General features: G+C 53.8%; 23 protein-coding genes and 6 tRNA genes. 18 read left to right on the forward strand and 11 right to left on the reverse strand.

Going from position 1 to position 20,752, the window contains the following annotated elements; all coding sequences use genetic code 11:
- Window positions 1–152: 152 nt before the first annotated feature.
- From H522_RS21750 to H522_RS0111420, 3 genes are all read left to right on the forward strand, one after another.
- Window positions 153–434, forward strand: coding sequence for a hypothetical protein (locus tag H522_RS21750; RefSeq protein ID WP_026962412.1), 282 nt, complete (start codon window positions 153–155; stop codon window positions 432–434).
- A gap of 19 nt (window positions 435–453) precedes the next feature.
- On the forward strand, window positions 454–1,620 hold the full coding sequence (locus H522_RS0111415; protein ID WP_035453609.1) for an FtsW/RodA/SpoVE family cell cycle protein: 1,167 nt from the start codon (window positions 454–456) through the stop codon (window positions 1,618–1,620).
- Window positions 1,621–1,765: 145 nt separating this feature from the next.
- A complete protein-coding gene (locus H522_RS0111420; RefSeq protein WP_026962414.1) occupies window positions 1,766–2,092 on the forward strand; it encodes a hypothetical protein in 327 nt (108 codons plus the stop codon).
- Between the two features lie 87 nt (window positions 2,093–2,179).
- Here the strand turns inward: H522_RS0111420 and H522_RS19080 are convergent, their stop codons facing one another.
- Window positions 2,180–2,797, reverse strand: coding sequence for a hypothetical protein (locus H522_RS19080; protein ID WP_245578094.1), 618 nt, complete (start codon window positions 2,795–2,797; stop codon window positions 2,180–2,182).
- A 21-nt stretch (window positions 2,798–2,818) separates the two neighbouring features.
- Entirely contained in the window at window positions 2,819–3,439 is a 621-nt protein-coding gene (locus H522_RS0111430; protein WP_035453611.1) for a SpoIID/LytB domain-containing protein, read from the reverse strand.
- Between the two features lie 189 nt (window positions 3,440–3,628).
- Between H522_RS0111430 and H522_RS19085 the strand changes: the two genes are divergently transcribed.
- The 5 genes from H522_RS19085 (at window position 3,629) to H522_RS0111455 (ending at window position 7,969) form a co-directional block, all read left to right on the forward strand.
- Window positions 3,629–4,153 carry a YwhD family protein gene (locus H522_RS19085; RefSeq protein WP_051344201.1) on the forward strand — a complete coding sequence of 175 codons (525 nt, stop codon included), beginning with the start codon at window positions 3,629–3,631 and terminating at the stop codon, window positions 4,151–4,153.
- Window positions 4,154–4,236: 83 nt separating this feature from the next.
- Entirely contained in the window at window positions 4,237–5,748 is a 1,512-nt protein-coding gene (locus H522_RS0111440; RefSeq protein ID WP_051344206.1) for an aminotransferase class I/II-fold pyridoxal phosphate-dependent enzyme, read from the forward strand.
- Between the two features lie 5 nt (window positions 5,749–5,753).
- Window positions 5,754–6,221, forward strand: a complete 468-nt coding sequence (bcp, locus tag H522_RS0111445; RefSeq protein WP_026962417.1) for a thioredoxin-dependent thiol peroxidase — start codon at window positions 5,754–5,756, stop codon at window positions 6,219–6,221.
- A gap of 34 nt (window positions 6,222–6,255) precedes the next feature.
- Window positions 6,256–6,609, forward strand: coding sequence for a HesB/IscA family protein (locus H522_RS0111450; RefSeq protein WP_026962418.1), 354 nt, complete (start codon window positions 6,256–6,258; stop codon window positions 6,607–6,609).
- A gap of 109 nt (window positions 6,610–6,718) precedes the next feature.
- The gene (locus tag H522_RS0111455) at window positions 6,719–7,969 is read left to right on the forward strand and encodes an HD domain-containing protein (RefSeq protein ID WP_245578095.1); all 1,251 of its coding nucleotides are present in this window, start codon (window positions 6,719–6,721) and stop codon (window positions 7,967–7,969) included.
- Window positions 7,970–8,040: 71 nt separating this feature from the next.
- Here H522_RS0111455 and H522_RS0111460 read toward each other — a convergent pair whose 3' ends face one another.
- Window positions 8,041–8,661, reverse strand: a complete 621-nt coding sequence (locus H522_RS0111460) for a DedA family protein (RefSeq protein WP_026962420.1) — start codon at window positions 8,659–8,661, stop codon at window positions 8,041–8,043.
- Between the two features lie 291 nt (window positions 8,662–8,952).
- Here H522_RS0111460 and H522_RS0111465 point away from each other — a divergent pair, with 291 nt between their 5' ends.
- Window positions 8,953–10,197: a glycosyltransferase family 2 protein gene (locus H522_RS0111465; protein ID WP_026962421.1), complete on the forward strand. Its 1,245-nt coding sequence runs from the start codon at window positions 8,953–8,955 to the stop codon at window positions 10,195–10,197.
- A 36-nt stretch (window positions 10,198–10,233) separates the two neighbouring features.
- Here the strand turns inward: H522_RS0111465 and H522_RS21955 are convergent, their stop codons facing one another.
- The gene (locus H522_RS21955; protein ID WP_026962422.1) at window positions 10,234–10,557 is read right to left on the reverse strand and encodes a YunC family protein; all 324 of its coding nucleotides are present in this window, start codon (window positions 10,555–10,557) and stop codon (window positions 10,234–10,236) included.
- A gap of 195 nt (window positions 10,558–10,752) precedes the next feature.
- Between H522_RS21955 and H522_RS0111475 the strand changes: the two genes are divergently transcribed.
- Both H522_RS0111475 and H522_RS0111480 read left to right on the forward strand, forming a co-directional pair.
- Window positions 10,753–11,835, forward strand: a complete 1,083-nt coding sequence (locus H522_RS0111475) for a M42 family metallopeptidase (RefSeq protein WP_026962423.1) — start codon at window positions 10,753–10,755, stop codon at window positions 11,833–11,835.
- A 9-nt stretch (window positions 11,836–11,844) separates the two neighbouring features.
- Entirely contained in the window at window positions 11,845–12,333 is a 489-nt protein-coding gene (locus tag H522_RS0111480) for a divergent PAP2 family protein (RefSeq protein ID WP_035453613.1), read from the forward strand.
- A 45-nt stretch (window positions 12,334–12,378) separates the two neighbouring features.
- On the opposite strand, the gene H522_RS0111485 is transcribed toward H522_RS0111480, so the two are convergent.
- On the reverse strand, window positions 12,379–12,657 hold the full coding sequence (locus H522_RS0111485) for a hypothetical protein (RefSeq protein ID WP_026962425.1): 279 nt from the start codon (window positions 12,655–12,657) through the stop codon (window positions 12,379–12,381).
- An 88-nt stretch (window positions 12,658–12,745) separates the two neighbouring features.
- On the opposite strand from H522_RS0111485, the gene H522_RS0111490 reads away from it, so the two are divergent.
- Window positions 12,746–13,231 carry an NUDIX domain-containing protein gene (locus H522_RS0111490; protein WP_051344202.1) on the forward strand — a complete coding sequence of 162 codons (486 nt, stop codon included), beginning with the start codon at window positions 12,746–12,748 and terminating at the stop codon, window positions 13,229–13,231.
- Between the two features lie 61 nt (window positions 13,232–13,292).
- Here H522_RS0111490 and H522_RS0111495 read toward each other — a convergent pair whose 3' ends face one another.
- Both H522_RS0111495 and H522_RS0111500 read right to left on the reverse strand, forming a co-directional pair.
- Entirely contained in the window at window positions 13,293–14,159 is an 867-nt protein-coding gene (locus tag H522_RS0111495; RefSeq protein WP_026962427.1) for a 2-oxoacid:ferredoxin oxidoreductase subunit beta, read from the reverse strand.
- Window position 14,160: 1 nt separating this feature from the next.
- On the reverse strand, window positions 14,161–15,885 hold the full coding sequence (locus tag H522_RS0111500) for a 2-oxoacid:acceptor oxidoreductase subunit alpha (protein WP_026962428.1): 1,725 nt from the start codon (window positions 15,883–15,885) through the stop codon (window positions 14,161–14,163).
- 388 nt (window positions 15,886–16,273) lie between these two features.
- Here H522_RS0111500 and H522_RS0111505 point away from each other — a divergent pair, with 388 nt between their 5' ends.
- On the forward strand, window positions 16,274–16,714 hold the full coding sequence (locus H522_RS0111505) for a DUF86 domain-containing protein (protein ID WP_026962429.1): 441 nt from the start codon (window positions 16,274–16,276) through the stop codon (window positions 16,712–16,714).
- On the opposite strand, the gene H522_RS19090 is transcribed toward H522_RS0111505, so the two are convergent.
- Complete coding sequence (locus H522_RS19090) at window positions 16,711–17,241, reverse strand: 3D domain-containing protein (protein WP_081412089.1); 531 nt, start codon at window positions 17,239–17,241, stop codon at window positions 16,711–16,713. The genes H522_RS0111505 and H522_RS19090 overlap by 4 nt on opposite strands.
- Window positions 17,242–17,394: 153 nt before the next feature.
- On the opposite strand from H522_RS19090, the gene H522_RS0111515 reads away from it, so the two are divergent.
- Window positions 17,395–19,080 (forward strand): ABC transporter substrate-binding protein, encoded by a 1,686-nt coding sequence (locus H522_RS0111515; RefSeq protein ID WP_026962430.1) that lies wholly within the window; start codon window positions 17,395–17,397, stop codon window positions 19,078–19,080.
- Window positions 19,081–19,266: 186 nt separating this feature from the next.
- Here the strand turns inward: H522_RS0111515 and H522_RS0111520 are convergent.
- From H522_RS0111520 to H522_RS0111530, 3 genes are all read right to left on the reverse strand, one after another.
- Window positions 19,267–19,356, reverse strand: a tRNA-Ser gene (locus H522_RS0111520).
- Between the two features lie 54 nt (window positions 19,357–19,410).
- Window positions 19,411–19,485, reverse strand: a tRNA-Gly gene (locus H522_RS0111525).
- Between the two features lie 3 nt (window positions 19,486–19,488).
- Window positions 19,489–19,564, reverse strand: a tRNA-Lys gene (locus H522_RS0111530).
- 267 nt (window positions 19,565–19,831) lie between these two features.
- On the opposite strand from H522_RS0111530, the gene H522_RS0111535 reads away from it, so the two are divergent.
- The 4 genes from H522_RS0111535 (at window position 19,832) to H522_RS0111550 (ending at window position 20,695) form a co-directional block, all read left to right on the forward strand.
- Window positions 19,832–20,263 carry an Hsp20/alpha crystallin family protein gene (locus H522_RS0111535; protein ID WP_026962431.1) on the forward strand — a complete coding sequence of 144 codons (432 nt, stop codon included), beginning with the start codon at window positions 19,832–19,834 and terminating at the stop codon, window positions 20,261–20,263.
- A 171-nt stretch (window positions 20,264–20,434) separates the two neighbouring features.
- Window positions 20,435–20,518, forward strand: a tRNA-Tyr gene (locus tag H522_RS0111540).
- 4 nt (window positions 20,519–20,522) lie between these two features.
- A tRNA-His gene (locus tag H522_RS0111545) sits at window positions 20,523–20,598 on the forward strand.
- 22 nt (window positions 20,599–20,620) lie between these two features.
- Window positions 20,621–20,695 (forward strand) — tRNA-Asn (locus tag H522_RS0111550).
- The last annotated feature ends 57 nt before the right edge of the window (window positions 20,696–20,752 follow it).

Raw genomic sequence — 20,752 nt, forward strand, 5'->3', positions numbered from 1 at the left:
ATGGCTGTAATACCTAAGATGGCGGCGAGTGGAATGGCTACATGCCAGCCTCCCCCTGGCATCCCAGGGCCCCCCCAGGGCCCCATCGGATACGGGCGATACGGGCCGGTCCCAAACTGCCTAGGACTTGTCACGGCGCCCAGGATGATATGATGTTTGCTGCAGTGGATGACGATGCCATGGAAGGTTCCGAAGATGGTATGGCACTTTACGGGCCGGCCAAGCAACTTTCGTACATGATGATGCGTGACCATAAGCAATGGCTCCTTTCCGCGTTCGCCCTGCAGTTTATGGGGCATTTGCCAGTGGCGGCGCGGCGAATGCACAGATTGTTCACTGCACGAATCGGCAGGCTTCGTTATAATTTGGAGACAGAACGGCCTATCTCACGCGGATTGAAGGACATGAAAGTGCGTGTCCAGACAACCTCATAAAGGAGAAAATCTACATATCATGCAAAAGTTAGTTCGTCGGATAGATTGGACACTGATAGGGGTCTTGGTGGCCCTGGCCGCATTCAGTTGTGCCTCTTTGTATTCATACGCTGCCGCCAAGGCTCTACCGACACATGGGTTTCAGGCGGAGTGGGTCAAGCAGGCTGTGTTTGAGGTACTGGGATTTGCCGTCATGGGGATTACCACAGTCTTTTTGGATTATCGGACCTTGCGGAAAGTGCGCTGGCCGTTATATGCCTTGACCACCTTGCTGTTAATTGTCGTCTTTAAGATGCCGCCAATTAACGGCGCACGATCATGGATTCCCCTACCCGGATTTAACCTGCAGCCATCAGAAATGGCCAAAGTCACAATGATTGTAGTGATGGCCGACTATATGGCGAGAGTCGAAGAGTCCGAAAACCCGAATTACGGATTGCGTCACTTACCGCTGTTGGGCCTATTTCTTTTGATTCCGTTTGCGTTGACGCTCAAAGAGCCGGCCTTGGGTCAGGCGTTGGTCATGTTTGCAATCTTCATGACCATGTATGTGGTGTTTACGAAGCGTACTTACGTTACCCTGTTGACCTTGGCGCTCTTGGGATTGGTCATTCTGTGTGGAGTCGGTTTGGCCCATCCGAACGCATCTGAGCATTTTGTGAACAATGTTTTGGTGAAGCACCATTTGTTGCAAAGTTATCAAGCGAATCGTATTATATCCTGGCTGGATCCGAACTACGACTTGCAGGATGCCGGATACAACGTGCATTGGGCGCAAATCGCCATTGGTTCCGGGCAGGTGTTTGGCGAAGGATGGCTCAATGGCACGATGACAGCACACGTTCCCAATCAGGATACGGACTACATTTTTTCCTTGATTGGGGATGAGTTTGGATTCGTCGGCGGAAGTGTGCTCGTCTTTTTGTTTCTCGTTCTCGTCTATCGCATGGTGAAAGTCGCCGGCACGGTACAAGAGCCGTTTGGACTCTATACCGTTATCGGGTTTGTCGGCATGTTTGCGTTTCAGGTTTTCGAAAACATCGGCATGGATGTCTATCTCAGCCCGTCCACGGGGATTACGTTGCCTTTCATTAGCTACGGGGGCAGCTCGTTGTTGGTCAATTACTTCTGTATCGGCGTGGTCGCGAGTATCGCCTTGCGACAGAAGCGACTCCGCTTCTCTTGAATCCACCCTTACGAACACATCCTTCGCGAATATATCGGTCGCTGGTCTTCGGCACATTCAGGCGGGAGACTTCGGAGATACTACCCTCGTCGATTCCCACCGCTCAGGGGAGACAAGCATCTTTGCAGGCGGGAGGCGAGGGCACTTGTTTTATTTGCGGGGGATACCTGTACGTGAGATTCATGGACTTCCATATGCGGTTCATCAGGTGGGAGATGGCCTGTGGCAGATTGTGATTGAAAATTGCCCCCGGTACCCGAGCGGTTACACCTTCCACTCCGTCTACCATTCGCAAGAAGAGGCCTTGCAGGCCTTGGCGGATTGGCCGGGCAGCGAGAGGCCAAGCGGCCGAGGGACGAAGGCTCATTCTGCGAACTCGGATCAATGGGCCGGAGATGACACGGGCGTGATGGCATGGTTGGCGGAACCGCAAGTGGATGCGGAGCACGACAAAACAGGTCGACCATCCTAGCCATGAGGTCTTGTCAAAGGTATATAACTCAAGTAGGGAGAATGCATGCGACACGGGGGCTCTGCCTCGTGTCGCATGGTCGTGCATCTACCGATTCGGGTCTTGCCAGCCTTCGCCCAGTTGCGAATTCCGGCGAAACTTGTCCACGAGTTCCACTAACCAGAGACGATGGTAGGGAACCTGGTAGAGTACCGGTTCAATCCGACGGTCTTCCGGACCAATCTTGTACATCCAAACGGTCGTCTGAGAATCCAGGCCTTCGTGCATGCGAATTCCCATATGTACGGAATCACGGTAGCCGTTTTTATAGGCAATCACGGTGAGCTGACCGTGCAGCTCGGCTACCATGGGACGAAAGCGCGGGTTGCGAATAACCGGTGCATCAAACCATGGTGTATAGCCATCCGGTCCCGTGCGTAATCGCTGTTCGGTTTCCACAAGGACAACTTCGGCACCCGATAAGGGCTTCAAAGTACGCCCATCAATGACCCGTACGCGCAGGCGTGCTGTGGGCCAAGGCGCGTATGGAGTAAACCTTGCGCCTGCGTCTGTTTGCGGTTGTTGAACCGGCTGGGTCTGTGCGGGTGATGTTTGAATCATCTCTGCAGCTTCAGCTTTGTGCCGGGGACCTACCGGACTCATCAGACAGCCAGCGGTGCAGACCACAAAAAGGAATCCCGCTAGTTTTTGGTATCTTGTTGCCAAGGGGATTCTACCTCCTTCATGTCATGAGCGGACTTGTCGCAAGGCACGCTCCTGGTAATAAAATTGGAGAATCTGAATGTAGTTGCGGCCGTGTTGCGCCCAGTACTGGCTCCCCCACTGAGCCATCTTCTGCGCATTGCGGTATTGCCAGTTGGGATTGTTCGGTATGCCTGCTCGGTAGTTGAGTTCGATAATTTCGCCGTTGGGCTTTACGTATACGTACCGACGGGTGGCCATCACGGCCCGATTTGTATCCGGCTGGCGAGAAAGATAACGGAACGTTTGAAAATTGGTCGTGTTATCCACATCGAATGTGAACCCATCGATAGTGATCGGATGCAAGTGGTGGAACCAAGCAAACATTTTGATGGCCAAGGCGCCGGACTTCAACGATTCCACATGCCAAGAGGGCATCCACTCGTTTGGCAAAACATCCTCACAATATTGATAAAAGGGCACATTTTGCACGTACACAATCCGTCCGCGTGGGTCGGGTTCGCCATTTGGATTGTTTTCTCGGATGGCCACGCGAATGGTCGTGGGTTCTTGCGTATTGTAAATAGTTGGTGCGGCATGCGCCGTAATGGGTCCGATGCTGGCGAGAGCTACAATGGCTGTACATAGCGCCACGGATTTTCTCATGAAACCATCCCCTGCTTTCCATTCCGTTTGGCTGTTTTTACATTTCCCTGAAGGTATCGGAACATGCATGTGAAGTCTTCCGTTTTGCTGTAGCGTTAAAGGTTGTGCAGGGGTACAATGCAGGGGGAATTGGCTTATAGAGGTTGTCTGGAAACGGATCATGGGTCATGGTCTGTGGAGGTGAAACGAATGGAGCTTTTGCGTTTGACGAGTCGCCCGAAGCCGAGCACAGATAATCAGATGCGTGGCATGTCGGCCGTGATTATTGATGGTGAGCGTGTGTTCGTGGATAATGGTGCAATTCACGCCAAGAGCGGCGTGGAGCGTGGCATCCGGTTCGTAACGAACCCCGAGGAGGTGCCGCATCCACGGCGGGTGTGGATTTGCTGGGTTACCTTGCATCGCTTTGACTCATCCGACGGACAGGGGAAGGTGCAAGGATACTACGGCTTACAGGTGTTCCCGGTTGATATTGACGCGAAAGCGAAAATCGGGTATAAATCACTGTCTGAGTCTGTAAATAAGATGGGTTATGCGGTGAAAGGCCGCGTGGATATTGAGCCGTTGCCTTGGCAAGAACGCGTCCGTCTGCGGAACTTTCTGCAAGGGCTACGTCCTGATTTATGGGAACACGCAAGTCCAGACTTCGTATCTGCGTTTGCCAGCAACGATGGGACGAATCAGGATAAGACCAGAGACGAAAGCGAGGCCTAATCAGAGGCCCGGGACGAACGTGCGGGTCCTGTACAGATACATTTGAACATTCAAGGGCTGGGGGGACATCCATATTGACCGATATCGGCGTAGCGCTCGCTGGAGAGCGGAACGTACTCGGACAACGCGAGCACACACGACTCAACCAGGATCAGACACCCTTGTTTGATGCTCTGCTGGAACATATCCAGCGGCGTCCAATCCAATTTCATATACCTGGCCACAAACAGGGACGAGGGATGGAATCGCGTTTTCAGCAGTTTATTGGCAAGAACGCGTTGTCGCTAGACCTGATTAACATAGCTCCTTTGGATGACCTCCATCACCCAACCGGGGCCATTCGGCAGGCCCAGGAACTGGCCGCAGAAGCTTTTGGGGCGGATGCGACCTTTTTTTCCGTACAGGGGACTAGTACGGCCATCATGACGATGATCTTGGCCACCGTTGGGCCTGGGGACGTTATTCTTGTTCCGCGCAACGTCCATAAGTCTGTCCTGGCGGCGATTATGCTTGCCGATGCACGGCCGGTGTTTCTCGCCCCGGAGGTCGATCCGGACCTAGGAATTGCGCACGGGGTCTCCGTGGAAACCGTAGAAACGGCCCTTCAGGAGCATCCCGAGGCGAAGGCGCTGTTGGTCATCAATCCAACCTATTTTGGGGTAGCTGCTGATCTCGTCCGGATTGTGGAACTGGCGCATGAACGCCGTATTCCCGTTTTGGTGGATGAAGCGCACGGCGTACACATTCATTTTCATGAAAATATGCCTCCGTCCGCGATGCAGGCAGGAGCCGATATGGCGGCGACCAGTGTCCATAAACTTGGCGGATCCATGACGCAGTCCAGCATCCTCAACGTTCGTAAGGGGTTGGTGGATCCGCGCCACGTCCAGGTCATCCTCAGCATGTTGACCACGACGTCGACGTCGTATTTGCTGTTGGCTTCGTTGGATGCCGCGCGCAAACAATTGGCGCTGCATGGTCGAGAATGTGTGGAACGCGCTCTGGAGCTTGCTCGGTACGCGCGTCGTCGCTTGGCTGGAATTCCAGGCCTGTACTGTGTCGGAGGAGAGATCTTAACAGATAGCGCCACCTATGCGATGGATCCCACGAAACTGACGATCTGTGTCAAAGACCTGGGACTTCGGGGCTATGATGTGGAGCGGATGCTTCGGGAGCAATTCAACATCGAAGTTGAGTTGAGCGACCTTTATAATATTTTGTGTATCGTATCCTGGGGAGACGAACCGGAGGACATTGATCGCCTGGTCGATGCGCTGCAACAAATTGCGCAGGGGTGTACCCGGACCGAGCATGTGTCGTTAAAGGTAAAGGTTCCGTCTCTTCCCGAGCTGCGCATGTCACCGCGGGCAGCATTCTACGCGCAGACCGAGGTGGTGCCGTTAAATGAATCTGTGGGCCGTACGATTGCCGAGATGATTATGGTGTACCCTCCTGGAATTCCTGTACTCTTACCAGGGGAAGTTGTGACTCAGGACAATATCGACTATATTGAAGAGAATCTGCGCGCGGGCCTACCGGTGCAAGGACCGGATGACCCAGAAATTCGTTATGTAAAAGTCGTACGGGAGGTGTAAGGCAAATGGCGGGTTTACAAGTTGGCGACATGGCGCCGGATTTCACACTGCCTGCGCATACCGGCGAAGAAGTCACGCTATCCAAGCTGCGGGGGCAGAAAGTGGTGTTGTTTTTCTATCCGAAAGACCAGACACCGGGTTGCACGCAAGAGGCGTGTTCCTTTCGCGACCTTGCGGCTGAATTTGCGAAGGTCGGGGCCAAGGTTTACGGTATCTCTCGGGATTCCTTACGTTCCCACGAGCGGTTTGCAGCGAAGCACGGGTTACCTATGCCGCTTTTGTCGGATGAAGATGGACGGGTCTGTACGGCCTATGGAGTGCTGAAAGACAAGCAGATGTTTGGTAAAAAAGTATTCGGCATTGAACGCACTACGGTTGTCATTGATGAAGAGGGGCGAATTGCCAAGGTCTACCCGAAGGTAAAGGTGGACGGGCACGCGGAGGAGGTACTCGCATTCGTTCGGCAACTGTGAGTATAATGGGGCTAACAAGGGAGGTTATGCGGTCATGGTGACCTTAACGGATGCTGCTGCGGAAAAACTGCGCGAATTGATGGCCGAGCGGGGACCGGACGAGCAGACCTTACGGCTTTATGTCAAACCGGGTGGCTGCACCGGTTTCAGTTACGGGATGGCGTTGGATGAGCCGAGAGAAGGAGACATCGTTTATCAGATCCAGGGGATTCAAGTGGCCGTCGAAAAGGAAAGTGAACGCTTGATTGACGGCTCACAGGTCGACTTTGTGGATGATTTCAGCGGTCAGGGGTTTCGGATAAACAATCCGAATGCCACGTCCATTTGTGGGTGCGGATCGAGCTTTCGCACGGCCACGGATGCCGGCCAACCTGGAAGCTGCGAGTAATCCGTTCGGATGGCCCGAATCAGGGCCTTTTTTTGATCAATGTGCCCGGAAAGTATACGTCTTCCAGCCGAAGTATGACCAAAAGGGGGGAGTCCGCCTGGCGCGTTTCGTGAAAGTCCTCAAAGACCCGGTACATGACGAAATTCTTGTCGAAGACCCATGGGTCTGGCGCTTGATTAATACGGCGGCTGTTCAACGATTGCGGCGGATTCGACAGCTGGGCACCTCTTACCTGACGTTCCATGGCGCAGAACACAGTCGGTTTACGCACTCGCTGGGCGCGTATGAGACCATGCGTCGGGTGCTTCGCTATCTCGAAGACGAGTGTAACTGGCCGCGTGACGAACGGGATCGCAAGCTGGCCTTGGCCGCCGCGTTGTTGCACGATGTGGGGCACGGTCCGTTTTCGCATACGTTTGAGACCATCTATCCCGTGCGCCACGAGCAGTGGACGCGTCGGATTTTACTTGAAGACCCGGAATTGCAGGAGGTCTTAGGTGCGGTCGACGCGGACTTCGCGGAGGACTTGGTACAAATCCTTCAGAAGTCTGGTCGGCACGTATATATCCAACAGCTTATCAGCAGTCAACTGGATGTGGACCGGATGGACTATCTGCTCCGGGACGCGCTGATGACGGGGGTCTCCTACGGGCGGTTTGAACTGGCACGGCTCATACGCTCACTTACGCTGCGTGATGGGCGGGTATTATTAAAAGCCAGCGGTCTGCATACTGCAGAACAGTATATCTTTGCTCGGTACTTTATGTATACGCAGGTCTATCTCCACCCGGTAACCGTCGGCAGCGATGTCTTGGTGGGGAACATTCTACGCAGGGCTTCGGAACTGTGGCAGGGTGGCGGATTGGGCGACTTGCCGCGCGAACTCGTCGCCTTGCTTGATCAGGGGACGACCGAGGTATCTGTGGGCGACTATATGGCCATCGACGAGTCGACGTTGCTATACGCGTTTCATCTGTGGTCCCATTCGAAGGATCCGACGCTTTCCGATTTATCCCGCCGTTTCTTGAACCGTCGGTTATTTGCAGCGGTCGTTCGCAATGAGCCCACCTCAGAGCAGTGGGCCGCTCTGCGTACCGCCGCACGGGCTTTGGGATTCCATCCGGATTATTATATCTCTGGAAGACAGTCCGCTACGGCAGGGTATTTGTATCGAGGTGAAGGGATCTCGCTCTTGGAACCAGATGGCACTGTGACGGAGTTGAGCAGACAATCACGTCTGGTTCGCTCTTTGGTGCCGGATGTCGAATATCGACTGTTCCTTCCGAAAGAAATGGTGGAAGGCGACGGGCCGGTGTGTGACCGAGTTCGCTCTATCCTGTCGCTCGCTGTGGATTCATGACCTCATGACCGCAAGCGTCGACCTAGGCGACGCTTGCGGGGATTTTCTGGGGGGTTTCATTCGGGAGCGAGTCACTTGGAACGGCGGAAATGACGGCTCTCTCTCTGTGAAACGCGGTTGCGGCCAAACCAGAACCAGAGCACGCTGGCCACAAGGACAAGGACTCCAATTACACTGAGGGGTTTTAAGTAACTATCTACTAGTTCCCAGTGTTTTCCGAGCTGGTAGCCGAAAAGGGTCAAAGCCGTATTCCATACGAGCGAGCCGACGGCGGAAAAGATAAAAAATTTCCCCAGTGGCATCCGTCCCATCCCTGCGGGGAGAGAAATGAAGGTCCGTACGCCCGGCAACAGGCGCCCGATGCAAACCGAGAGACTTCCATAACGATGGAACCAAGCTTCGGCTCGTTCCAGATGCGCTTGATGCAAAAGAATGTAACGACCCCATTTGAGAACAAAGGGACGTCCGCCCCATTGGCCGATGAGGTAGGCAATCCATCCGCCGACGAGATTCGCAATCGTGGCCACAAGGATAACCGGAATCAACGCCAATTGGCCTGAGTTGCTCAGATAACCAGCAAACGGCATTACCAGTTCACTCGGAATCGGGATGCAGATACTTTCCAGGGTCATCAGGACGAAGACCGCGGACAAGCCGTGATGAACCATGAAGGTGTTCAAGTGTGCTGCCATGAAGGCCCTCCTTTGAGAGGTTGTACGAACAGTGGGCTATACGGATATCAATTTATGGGGCGGTATCGTCTAGAACGACATCGCCGTATCGAGAAGCATACATGCCGCTTTAAGCATACCGGGATCCGGGGGGCCTGGCTTAGCGCCATGATACATGAATGGAACAAAACTGTGAAACATGAGGACTGAATGGGGGCAGGGCATGACCCACATTCGTTGACAGCGAGGCCGAATCCCCGCAAAATGGTGTAGCGTGGGTTATCCTACAGGAAAGCTGAGGGATGTCGGACCGTGTCCCTAGTGCACATTATATTGAATACTTTGTATTTGTTGATGCAGCTGTTCACGGGCGTAATCGGTATATATCAAATCCTGACGTCACTCTTTGGCATTTGGCACCGTCGTCGTCCTGTTACTTTCCACCCGCAAAAGCGGTTTGCCGTGATTATCCCTGCACATAATGAAGAGCGGGTGATTGGGCCACTGGTAGACAGCTTGATGGCACAGGATTATCCACGCCGATTGTATGATGTTCACGTCATTGCGGATCACTGCACTGACCACACGCGGGAAGTTGCAGAACGTCATGGCGCCACGGTGCACGTTCGGAGGAATCAAGCGAATCGGGGGAAGGGGTATGCCATCGAGTGGATGCTGGAGCGGCTCTGGCAGGGCCCCACGCATTATGACGCGGTCGTGATGGTGGATGCGGATAACTTGGTTGCCATGGACTTTCTTCGGCGGATGAATCAGCGTCTCTGCGAAGGGCATCGAGTCATTCAAGGATACCTTGGTGTGAAGAATCCGTTTGATACGTGGGTCAGCGTATCTATGGCCATTTCCTATTGGTTCAGCAATCGGATGTGGCAAAACGCGCGGCAAAATTTGGGCCTTTCGTGTTCACTCGGGGGCACCGGATTATGCATCGATATGGCCTTACTCCATGAGATGGGGTGGGGGGCTACCGGTTTGACCGAAGACCTGGAATTCGGGGTTCGCTGTGTGGAACGTGGCATCTTGCCCATCTGGGATCACGACGCCAAGGTTTACGATGAAAAGCCGACGACCATAATGGCTTCGGCGCGGCAGCGCCTGCGTTGGATGCAAGGGCACTTCCATTGTGCGCGACAACACATGTGGCCGTTAATTCAGGCAGGGATTCGAGAACGAGACTTTGCCAAAATTGATGCGGGCATCTATCTGTTTCAGCCCATGCGGTTTCTCATCCTATTTTTAACATCTGTGATGATGCTGTTGCAAATTACCCCGCATGCAACGCCGCTGACGCACGTTACGTCGCTGTTACCCACTCAGTTTTGGGTCGCCGTGAACGTATTTCTGTATTTACAAATGCCCTTGGCACTGCTGCTTGAACGGGTCAATTGGCGCGCTTATTTTGGTCTCATCATTTTGCCGTTCTTTTTGTGGACATGGGGACCCGTGGTGCTGCAGGCGTACTTTACAAAGAGCAATCGGAAATGGACCCACACCGTGCATAAGCGAGCGATCCGTTTGGACCAGCTCCGGAGTCGTTAGGTCATCGCTTTTCTCAAGCCGGTCTTGCCATACGGCTTAGTCTTGCACGCTTGCACTTTGATACATCCGGACCAGTGCTTCGCGAATGGGCATGCCTGGCTGAATGCCAAGTTCCTCTGCGGCTTGTGTGCACGATTCAACATCGGCGTACAATAGTTCATCCAATGTGCGTACGCCGGTGGCCCTTGCGGCAACGATGTGACGCGGTGTGAGTTTTTCGCGGAGAAGTTGGATATCCAGCGCTCCACACATTACATATCCTTGTTCACACTGGATGATGAGCAGATTGGTCTTAGGAAGTTTGACTTCAATTTGTAAGAAGGTACAGCCGTCAAAGTGTAAAGGCGCGACGTAGATCAAGTTTTCATACCTCCCCGTGGCTGAAACGGTCGCCTGTGGCACTGTTATGATATGGGGGTAGAATCGGCAATGTGCATGAAATCCATTGGAATTCCCAATGGCTATGTGTGCCGTGGTGGAGTCGGCATGTGGTAGGATGGATGCAGGAATGAGTGGTTGTCCCAGACTTACAGTGCGAAGAAGGGGGAGACCGTCTTGAATGATACGGCAAGGATTGAGTTGATTCGAACCCTGTGTGATGCGCATGGGGTTTCCGGGTTTGAACAGAACATCCGAAAATTATATCAGAGTTATCTCGAACCGCTGGCGGATGAACTGAAGCGGGATCGATTTGGGGGCATTGTCGGACAAAAAGTCGGAGACCCGAATGGTCCAAAGGTCCTCTTGGCCGGTCATTTGGATGAAATTGGTATGCTCGTGACGTACATAACGGATGAAGGGTTTATTCGCTTTCAAACGGTAGGCGGATGGTGGTCGCAGGTGATGCTCGCTCAGCGCGTGGTGATACAAACGTGCAAGGGAGAGATTCTGGGTGTCATTGGCGCGAAGCCGCCGCACGTTTTACCAGCCGAAGAGCGAAACAAGGTCGTCAAGATACGGGATATGTTTATTGACATCGGCGTGCGAGATAAAGAGGAAGCGGAAGCCGTGGGTGTCCGCCCAGGGGACCCAATCACGCCTGTGAGTCCGTTCGTGCCCCTGGCTGGGGATGGATATTATATGGGGAAGGCGCTGGATAATCGTCTGGGTTGTGCCACAGCTGTTGAGGTGCTACGGGAACTTCAAGGACAAGAACACCCGAATATTTTGTATGCTGGAGCAACTACCCAAGAAGAGGTTGGACTTCGGGGTGCGCAAACCCTTGTCCACGAAGTTCATCCTGACATCGCGATTGCCTTGGATGTCGGTGTGGCTGGAGACACCCCAGGGCTTTCGAAGAGTGAGGCACTCTCCAAGTTGGGGTCCGGCCCGTGCCTGTTTTTGTACGATGCGAGTATGATCCCAAACCGTCGCTTTCGGGACTTTGTGATGGATACCGCATCCGATGCAAAGATTCCTCTGCAGGTTGAGGTCATTCCGGGCGGAGGTACCGACGCCGGACGGTTCCATACACACGCATCCGGGGTACCTTCCATCGCTTTTGGCTATCCCACGCGTTATATTCATAGTCACGCCGCCATTTATCATCAACAAGATTTTGACCACGGGGTTCAGCTGTTGGTGGAGCTCGTGAAACGTTTGGATAAGACCACTGTGGAATCGATTCAGAACGATTGAGCTGAGGCTATGAACGAGAACCTGCAGAACTTCCTGATTGGCTTATGGGAAAACGCGCCTTTGATGGCGGCCATCTGTGCCATTTTGGTCACTCAGATGTTGAAGGTTCCCGTGGAATATCTCCTCCACCGTGAATGGAACGTGCACAAAGTGGTGGATGCCGGTGGAATGCCGAGTTCTCATGCCGCGAGTGTTGCCGCCTTGACCACAACGTTGGCCTTTGTGGTGGGCCCGTCTTCGCCCGTGTTCGCGACGTCGGTTGTTTTCACCGCGATTGTGATGTACGACGCGGGCGGAATTCGACGGCATGCCGGCGAGCACGCTGTGCTTCTCAATCGACTCGCCATGGAGATTGCACGCTCCGGAATTTACCTCGAACCCTCTGCCACGTCAGAAGGGGAGAGGCTGAAAGAGATTCTTGGGCATGAACCACGTGAGGTTCTGGTGGGGGCTGCAATTGGGGTTCTTATAGGGATTGCATTTGGAAAGTGGTGGTGAGGCAGCCAAGGTGGCTGCCTTTCTGGTTAATCACGGACCTTTCGGTTAAACATTCGGCTTGGGTGGGGATTCTGGAATCGGGATTTTATGGATGAGTTCCTGCAGTGCCTCCTCAGCCGATGGGAGGACTCGGCTGCCGTACACGACGAGACGTTCGGATTCGCGCGGTACCGCAATGGCGTAATACGTATCATCTTGATTCACGAACAGCTCCACATCGTAGATGTTGTCCGCCGTGGTATACTCGTACAGCAGTTTTTGCCGCAGGAATGTACCTTGCGGCACGGAGACGGAACGGAACGCCGCGTTGAATGGGTCTGGCATAAACGGTCAACCTCCTTAGCGGATGTCTTTGGTGGTCCGTGGTCACCCGTCGACGAGATAAGGCCAGCTCGGAAAGGAAGGAATGAGCGTGCGGTATGAGTATGAAACTTGGCAGCCCGCGGTTGCGATTCGTTTGCACAGGCCGTCGGTCGAGCGTCCGCATTCGGTACTGGTATTTCCCATTTACCGAGGCTCCATCGTCTGGGTTAAGCACCCTGTACGGGGATGGGAAGTCCCAGGCGGTAAGTGTGAACCGGCCGAATCTCCAGAGATGGCCGCTGTACGCGAGGTTTGGGAAGAGTCAGGGGCGTTGATGGAAAAACTGACTTGGCTGGCTGAGTATCAAATCCCGCAAATAGATGATTCATTCCTTTTCAAGTGGGTCTATTGGGGCTTTGTCGAAAAATGGGTTGACAGACCGTCTGACTCGGAGACCATCGGTGTACAGCTCGGAGCTTTGCCTAATCCGTCACAACTGCAAGAAAGGGTAGACATCAGCCCAATTTTGAAAGACGACGTGTATCTGTCGCTTTATTCAATTTTAAGAAAACATGTGGCGGCATCTTTGCAATAAGGAGCCTTCGAAAAACCACGGAGCGGGGAAAAGGGTATTCGCCAACTCCGTGGTTCTGTTTTTAGGCAAATTGCTTCAGAGCGTTCTGGAACAGCTCCGGGTCTAGAGAGAGGTTTTCCTCCATAAGGGCCCGCTCCGGATACCCCGGAATTTGGTCTTCATACGGCACCCGGGAATCATCGCGATAAATGAGCCCAGTGGCCAGTCCACCCGTTTTTATCACCATCTGCATCGCGGCCGCTCGGTCGGTCGGATCGTAATCTGGGACTTGATCCAGATTGAAGACGTGCTCGCGGAACCAGTCATACGTGTTGATTTTATTATACGTGACACAGGGACTAAAGACGTTTACCAGTGAGAATCCGCGGTACTGAATCGCTTGCTCAATCAGGTTGACTAGTTGGTTGACGTCGCTCGAGAATCCCTGTGCAAGGAAGCCAATTCCGGCACCCAAAGCTACCTGGGTCGGAACAATGGCGTTTTCGATGTTTCCCTGTGGCGTGGTTTTCGCCTCAAAGCCGTGGGCACTGGTGGGAGAATGCTGCCCTTTGGTTAAGCCGTAGATCTGGTTGTCCATCACGATGTACGTGATATCCATATTCCGGCGAACGGCGTGCATGAAGTGATTGAGGCCAATGCCAAAACCATCGCCGTCACCACCCGCGGCAATGACGGTCAGGTGCCGGTTTGCGAGTTTTAAGCCTTGGGCCGCCGGCAACGCGCGGCCGTGTACACCATGAAACCCGTACGTGTTGATGTAGCCCGAAATCCGGCCGGAACAGCCAATTCCGGACACAATCGCCACTTCATGGGGTTCTTTTCCCAAAGCGGCCAGGGCGCGCTGAATGGACGCTTGTACGGAAAAATCGCCGCATCCGGGGCACCAGTTGGGCCGCACATTGTTGCGAAAGTCCTTTACCGTAGCCACGTCAGTTCATCTCCTTGCAGAACTCATAAATTTCCACCGGTAAAATGGCCTGGCCATTATATTTGAGGAAGCTCTGAACCGGTGAAGCATCCACGCCGAAGAAAGACATTAGATGACGGAGTTGGGCCGTCGCGTTGTTTTCGACCACGACAACCTGCTTGGCGCCCGATAATGCGGCTTGGAGCTGCTTCGTCGGGAACGGCAGAATCGCGTGCAAGTGGATATGCGCCACCTTCAATCCGTCCCGCTGCAACCATTCCATCGCTTCAGAAATCGCGCCGATATTCGAGCCAATGCCGACGATGGCGATGTCGGGGGCATCGTCACCCGTCCGGACGACGCTGCCTTCAATTTCTACGCCTTCCAGCTTACGCATCCGCTTCTCCATCATCGATTTCCGGTTTCCGGCGGTCTCGTTTGGGCGCCCCGTCTCCATGTGCTCCACACCCGTCACGTGGTGCAGCCCACCTTTCGTTCCCGGGAAGACGCGCTTCGAGATGCCACTGTCTGTGAGTTGATAGCGTAGGAACTCGCCTCCAGCCTCCTGTGCCAGATCCTCCGCGTCGGCGATAGCGCCACGGTCAATCACGATGTCCTCCAGGCGCAGCATGTCGGTGGTCTGTTTGCTGAGGGACAGTTGCAGGTCCGTCATGATGATGACGGGACACTGGTACTTTTCAGCCAGGTTGAAGGCCTTGCCTACGACCGTAAAACACTCCTCGGTCGTGGCCGGATTAAGTACGATCTTCGGAATCTCACCATGGGTTCCGAATAAAGCCGCCAACATATCGGACTGTTCCTGTTTGGTTGGCAAACCGGTGGATGGGCCGCCACGCTGCGTGTCGATGATGACAACAGGGGTTTCCGTCATACCCGCCAATCCGATGGCTTCCATCATCAGAGACAAACCCGGACCGGCGGTACAGGTGAAGGCCCGGGCTCCACCATACGCGGCACCAATTGTCATGTTCATCGCCGCAATTTCGTCTTCCGTTTGGACAACGACCCCGCCAACCTTCGGGAAGTGCTTAATCAGAAACTCCATCACATCCGACGCAGGGGTAATCGGATAGGCAGGCATGATACGGGCCCCAGCTGCCAGGGCACCCAATCCCAAAGCCTCGTTGCCCATCATGAACAGACGACGGGTCCCATCCGCAGGCCGCAGGGCGAATGCCGGATCGGCCCCGCCCAAGTCTTTCATATAGTTGAACCCACGGGTGATGGCTTCCATGTTTTGATCCACAATGCGCTGGCCTTTACGCAAAAACCGCTCTTCGATCACCTCCCGGAACGTGTCCACGGGGAGTCCAAGTAAGCATGCGGACGCACCGAGGGAAACCATATTCTTCATAATGGAAGAGCCGCATTCCTCAGCGATCTTGGTCAACGGCACCGAGAACAGCCGCACATGATCGGGGGCTTTCGGGTTGAATTTGCTGTCCGCGATGACGACGCCGCCTTCTCGGACCTCGCCAACGTTCAGGTCAATGCTTTCTTGGTCGAAGGCCAGGAGCACGTCCGTATAATCCGCAATCGCCCGGTATTGCTTGAGACTGACCCGGACTTTATCGTTAGAATGGCCTCCTTTAATGCGGGAAGAAAAATGACGAAATGAATACACATAATACCCTTGGCGGTTCAGCGCAATTGCGAACGTCTCGCCGGTGCTTTCCACGCCTTCTCCTTGTTGACCGCCAACTTTCCATGAAAGTTGCTCCAACATTTTTGTCTTTCACTCCTTCAGAAAAACTCTGCCTTCACGGTGCATCCTGATGGCGTGGCAAAGGCCCATGACCCTCCGCAGCAGCACACTCTGCAGCCGATCCGTCCACAGCATGGACAAGGAACGGTCCGCTTGCGCGGCCTCCGAGATCACGGGTACGATACAGAAGAGGTCTTTCGACCATCATCATTCACGACCTGTATGGACTCCCGGCAGAGGTGGTACAAAGCTGGTATTCGTTCGCCCACTATAGCTATTATACTGTAAGGATACTGCCGAGAAAACTGATATTGACGGATCTTCTGGAGGATTGGCGTTGCATAGAATGCTGCCAATTATTATATGGGCTCCGTGATTTCCAAAACTATCGGTGATGGAGGGACATGCTGTGTTCATTACGAATGAGTTGCAGCAACAAATTGGTGCGTGTCTGGAGGCTTTGCGAGAGCGAGCCGAGTGGCTGCAGAGTGTGGCGTTGCTACCATCCGGCTGGGCAACCACGGCTGAACGCCGGTGGGCGGCCGAGCGAGCTTTGCACGTGGGGATTGAGTGCGTGACGGATGCAGCCGCGCTCCTCATTGACGCGCTTGTTATGCGCGATCCGGGCGGGTACGCGGACATTTTGCGTGTCTTGATGGAGGAAGAGGTCGTGAGCCGGAACTGGTTTGAACGGTTTCAGGGCGCCGTACGTTTACGGCAGGACTTGGTCCGGCGATATGTAAGTATTAAGCCGGACGAAATCGAATCGGGAGTCCGCGAGTATGCGCCGCTATTTCTGCAGTATATCGAGCAGATGCAAGCGTATCTCGAACGAGAGCAGAAGCGCTAAGCTCGTTGCCCGTCCCGAACCGCCTGGCGCGGAAAAATCTGGCGCGGCAAAATGTAGATTCTCACATGGCGTCGGACGCCAAACTGAATGGCGTCCTTTCGGGATGGGAGTAAGACGTCAATGTGCCGCCCGCGAATTGCACCTCCCGTGTCCTCAGCGACTCGCCAGCCAAGCCCCTCAATATATACATAACTTCCGATAGGGATGACGGACGGATCGACCGCAATAGTGCGAAAAGCTTGTGCTCGCGTACCGCTGGCTGTAACGCCAAAACCGCGGCTTCCTGGTCGTTTTCCTGTGGAAACCGGATCGAGCGCATAGGCGGTCAACGTGAAGTCATCCAGGGTTTGATGCGGCGTCGTTTCGACGTCCGCATCACGAATGGAGGCAAATGCCGCAACGGCTGCCTCGACATGACGGTGTTCTGCGTATGGGTGTCCCTCTGCCTGATAGATATCAAATCCCAAAAAGCTGCTGGCGGACGCGATGGCCAACAGCAGTGCGACATGGCGTCTAGGTCGTATCATGAACGCTAGTTTGACCGTTTACCTCTACCCTCATACACCAAGACCGGGGTTCTGTCATGTGCGGGCGGAGCCAATCTTCAGTGAGACATAATCTAGCACCCGATTTAATAGATTGAAAAGCGAGGTCGATATTTGCTCAGGAGGGAAACGGGGATGAAGCGGGTGACGTTGCGCTGGTGGACCGTCTTATCGACGCTCATAATGGGGATGATTACTACGGGGTGTGGGTTCCACACGGCGACGCCTAGGACGAAAATGATGGTGGACAACTTGCGTCAAGCAAAACCTTCCTCGCCAAAACGTCCTCAGGCAGGGGGGACGGTTTCGCTGGATGTCGTGGCGGATAAGGTGAATTTGGATCCGGCCAGTGCGTTTGATCCGGTCTCCCAGGAGTTGGTTCGCCAACTTTACGACACCTTGGTTCGATACGACGCGCACTCGGGTCGAGTTCTTCCCATGGCAGCGAAATCCTGGTCGGTGTCTAAGGATGGGCGAACCTATACGTTTCACCTGCGGACCGGGATGCGATTTTGGAACGGAGACTTGGTGACGGCCACCTCGTTCGTGAACGAGTTAAAACGGGTGTTAAGCCGCAGGTTGAGGCCGCATCCTTGTCCTGCGCCGAGTTTCTTTTTTGACATTCAAGGAGCGGTCGAGTATTACGACGGAAAATCAAAATCGATTTCTGGGGCGCGGGCGGTGAACCGGGACACATTGGTTTTTCACCTTATCAAACCGCAGGCTGATTTTCTGAAAATTTTATCACTTACGTTTTTGTCGGCTGTCGACGTATCGCGAAAGCCTCAGCATGGCCGAGGGATGGGTGCCCTGATGGGGAGTGGTCCGTTTCAACCAACCACGGTGCATCGGAAAGAGTGGGTCTTTTCACGCAATCCAAGGTATTGGCGTGTCAATGAAGGGGGGACGAAGCTACCCTACCTGAATCGAGTTATTCTTCACCCGGTGCGTGCACCGGAAGTGGCCGCGGTGGATTTCGAGGAAGGGCTCATTGCGTGGGTTGAACCGAGTCTCATCGGAGACGGAGCAAGCGCCACCCGCGCCTGGAATCAGATGAAAGTGAACGTACGCCAGCATAAAAAGGTATTCACTCAACCGGGGGCAACAATGTGGTACTTGGGTATGAATGTGAAACACAAACCGTTTACGGACGTAAACGTTCGAAAGGCTATAGCTTATGCGGTCAACCGCGCTCAATTCGTCCATGGTATGCGTGATCTCGGGGCGGCCCGGGGGTTGCTGCCGCCAGGCACTCCGGACCAAGTATCGGGTACTTCAGCCCTTTATCCGTATAACCTCCGAAAAGCCAAACAGCTGATGCAGCAATCTGGGCACCATCAACCCGTACGGTTAACGCTTTGGTCATTATCCGATAGTGGTCAAGACGCGATGGTCAAAGAGATGGCTCAGATATTAAATCAAGCTGGTTTTCGGGTACAGCAACATCGGGTTCCGTTTAACAAATTTGTAGACGGTTTGAATTCGGGACAAGCCGACCTGTTCTACTTCGGATGGCACGAGGATTACCCGGATGCCAACAACTTTTTGAGTCTGTTCCATTCCGGCAACCCACCGATTTTAAATTCCACGCGCTACCAGAGCCAAAGCATAGACAGATGGTTGGACAGGGCGGAATCCACGCGCAATGAACGAGATCGGGGATTGCTGTTGGGGAAGGTGAGTTCAGAACTCCTACGGAACGCAGTCTGCATTCCGATTGGCTATCCGCTGGAACGGTATGCGGTGCAGCCTTGGGTTCGCGGCCTCAGCTTTCCGATTGATGAAGCCCCTGACTGGGCTTCTGTCTGGATAGACCGTTAGACTGCCTGCACGGTCTGCGTGACGTATGGCGTATGGCGACCTGACAGTATCCCTCCGTGTTACACGAGCGACTCCACTGGATGTTTAGTCCAACGCGGTCACGAATACGAAAAACGCATCTGACCGCAAAGTAGCAGTGAGATGCGTTTCACTCAAAAGCCTTGATGTATCAAGGCTTTATGTACGTGGCGGAGAGGGTGGGATTCGAACCCACGGTGCCCTTGCGGACACGGCGGTTTTCAAGACCGCTGCCTTAAACCACTCGACCACCTCTCCAGATATATATAAAGGTACAAAATAGAGGCCACGTTTGGCCTCTATCATCTCGCTTGGAGCGGAAGACGGGATTCGAACCCGCGACCCTCGCCTTGGCAAGGCGATGCTCTACCCCTGAGCCACTTCCGCACATGGTGAGCCATGCTGGACTCGAACCAGCGACACCCTGATTAAAAGTCAGGTGCTCTACCAACTGAGCTAATGGCTCTCGGCCAATTTCATGGTGAAACTCATCGGCGCGAGAATGACTATACCATATCCGCTGCACCGATGCAAGTGGCAATTGTGGCCTTCCTACAAAGAACAGATTCATACGTCTTGACAAAACATTGCAGGGACAACCGGACTTGATTTTTCCATTACCGCACAGACGTTGGAACGGCTGAATTTGTCGGCGCGTAAGATCTTGCCCGGGTATACGTTAAGGTCATATTCACCACGGATTAGAGGCAGGATACCTTATGGAGGTGAGAGTATGACCTTGGTCCCACAAGACCCGTTTGATCTTTTCCAACGCATTGGTTCCTCGTTGTTGCCATCAATTGCGGATCGCAATTGGTATCCGGAATGGTTTAAAACCCAGCCTCGTGTCGATGTCCACGAAGATCACGAAAATGTTTATGTGACTGCGGAAGTTCCGGGCCTAAATAAGCCGGATGATGTGCGCATTACGGTTCGTGATCGACAGCTTTATCTAGAGGGCAAGATTGAACAGGAAGCGGAGCATCGCGATCATCACGTGCATCGAACAGAACGATACTACGGTCAATTTACAAGAGTCGTCCCCTTGCCTGCACAGGTTCGCGAGGAGGGGGCAGAGGCGACATATCACAACGGAATTCTAAAAGTACGCTTGCCCAAGGCTGAGCCGACCGATGGGCAAAGGATAGACGTGCGTTTTCAGTGAGCATGTGGGGCGGAATGGCCAGATGGTCTCCGCCCCTTTCGGCTTATTCCTTTGACGGAAACAGGGTGGATAAAAATTTGTCTTGAAACACTTGCATGATTGGTGCGTGGCATGTTATTTTATTGCATGTCGCTGCTCGGTTCATTCCAATGATGCCGAGCACAAATTGATGGAGGGGTACCAAAGTGGCCAAATGGGGCGGACTGTAAATCCGTTGCGGAAGCTTCGAAGGTTCGAATCCTTCCCCCTCCACCATGCGGTGAGTATGGCGAAGTGGTGAACGCACCGGATTGTGGTTCCGGCATTCGTGGGTTCGATTCCCACTACTCACCCCATGCATGCTTGCTGGAGTGTTATTCCCCGATAGCTCAGCGGTAGAGCATCCGGCTGTTAACCGGAGGGTCGTAGGTTCGAATCCTACTCGGGGAGCCAGGCTCCCATAGCTCAGTTGGCAGAGCGCATCCATGGTAAGGATGAGGTCACCAGTTC

This window comes from Alicyclobacillus herbarius DSM 13609 (assembly GCF_000430585.1).
Taxonomy (GTDB): Bacteria; Bacillota; Bacilli; order Alicyclobacillales; family Alicyclobacillaceae; genus Alicyclobacillus_G; species Alicyclobacillus_G herbarius.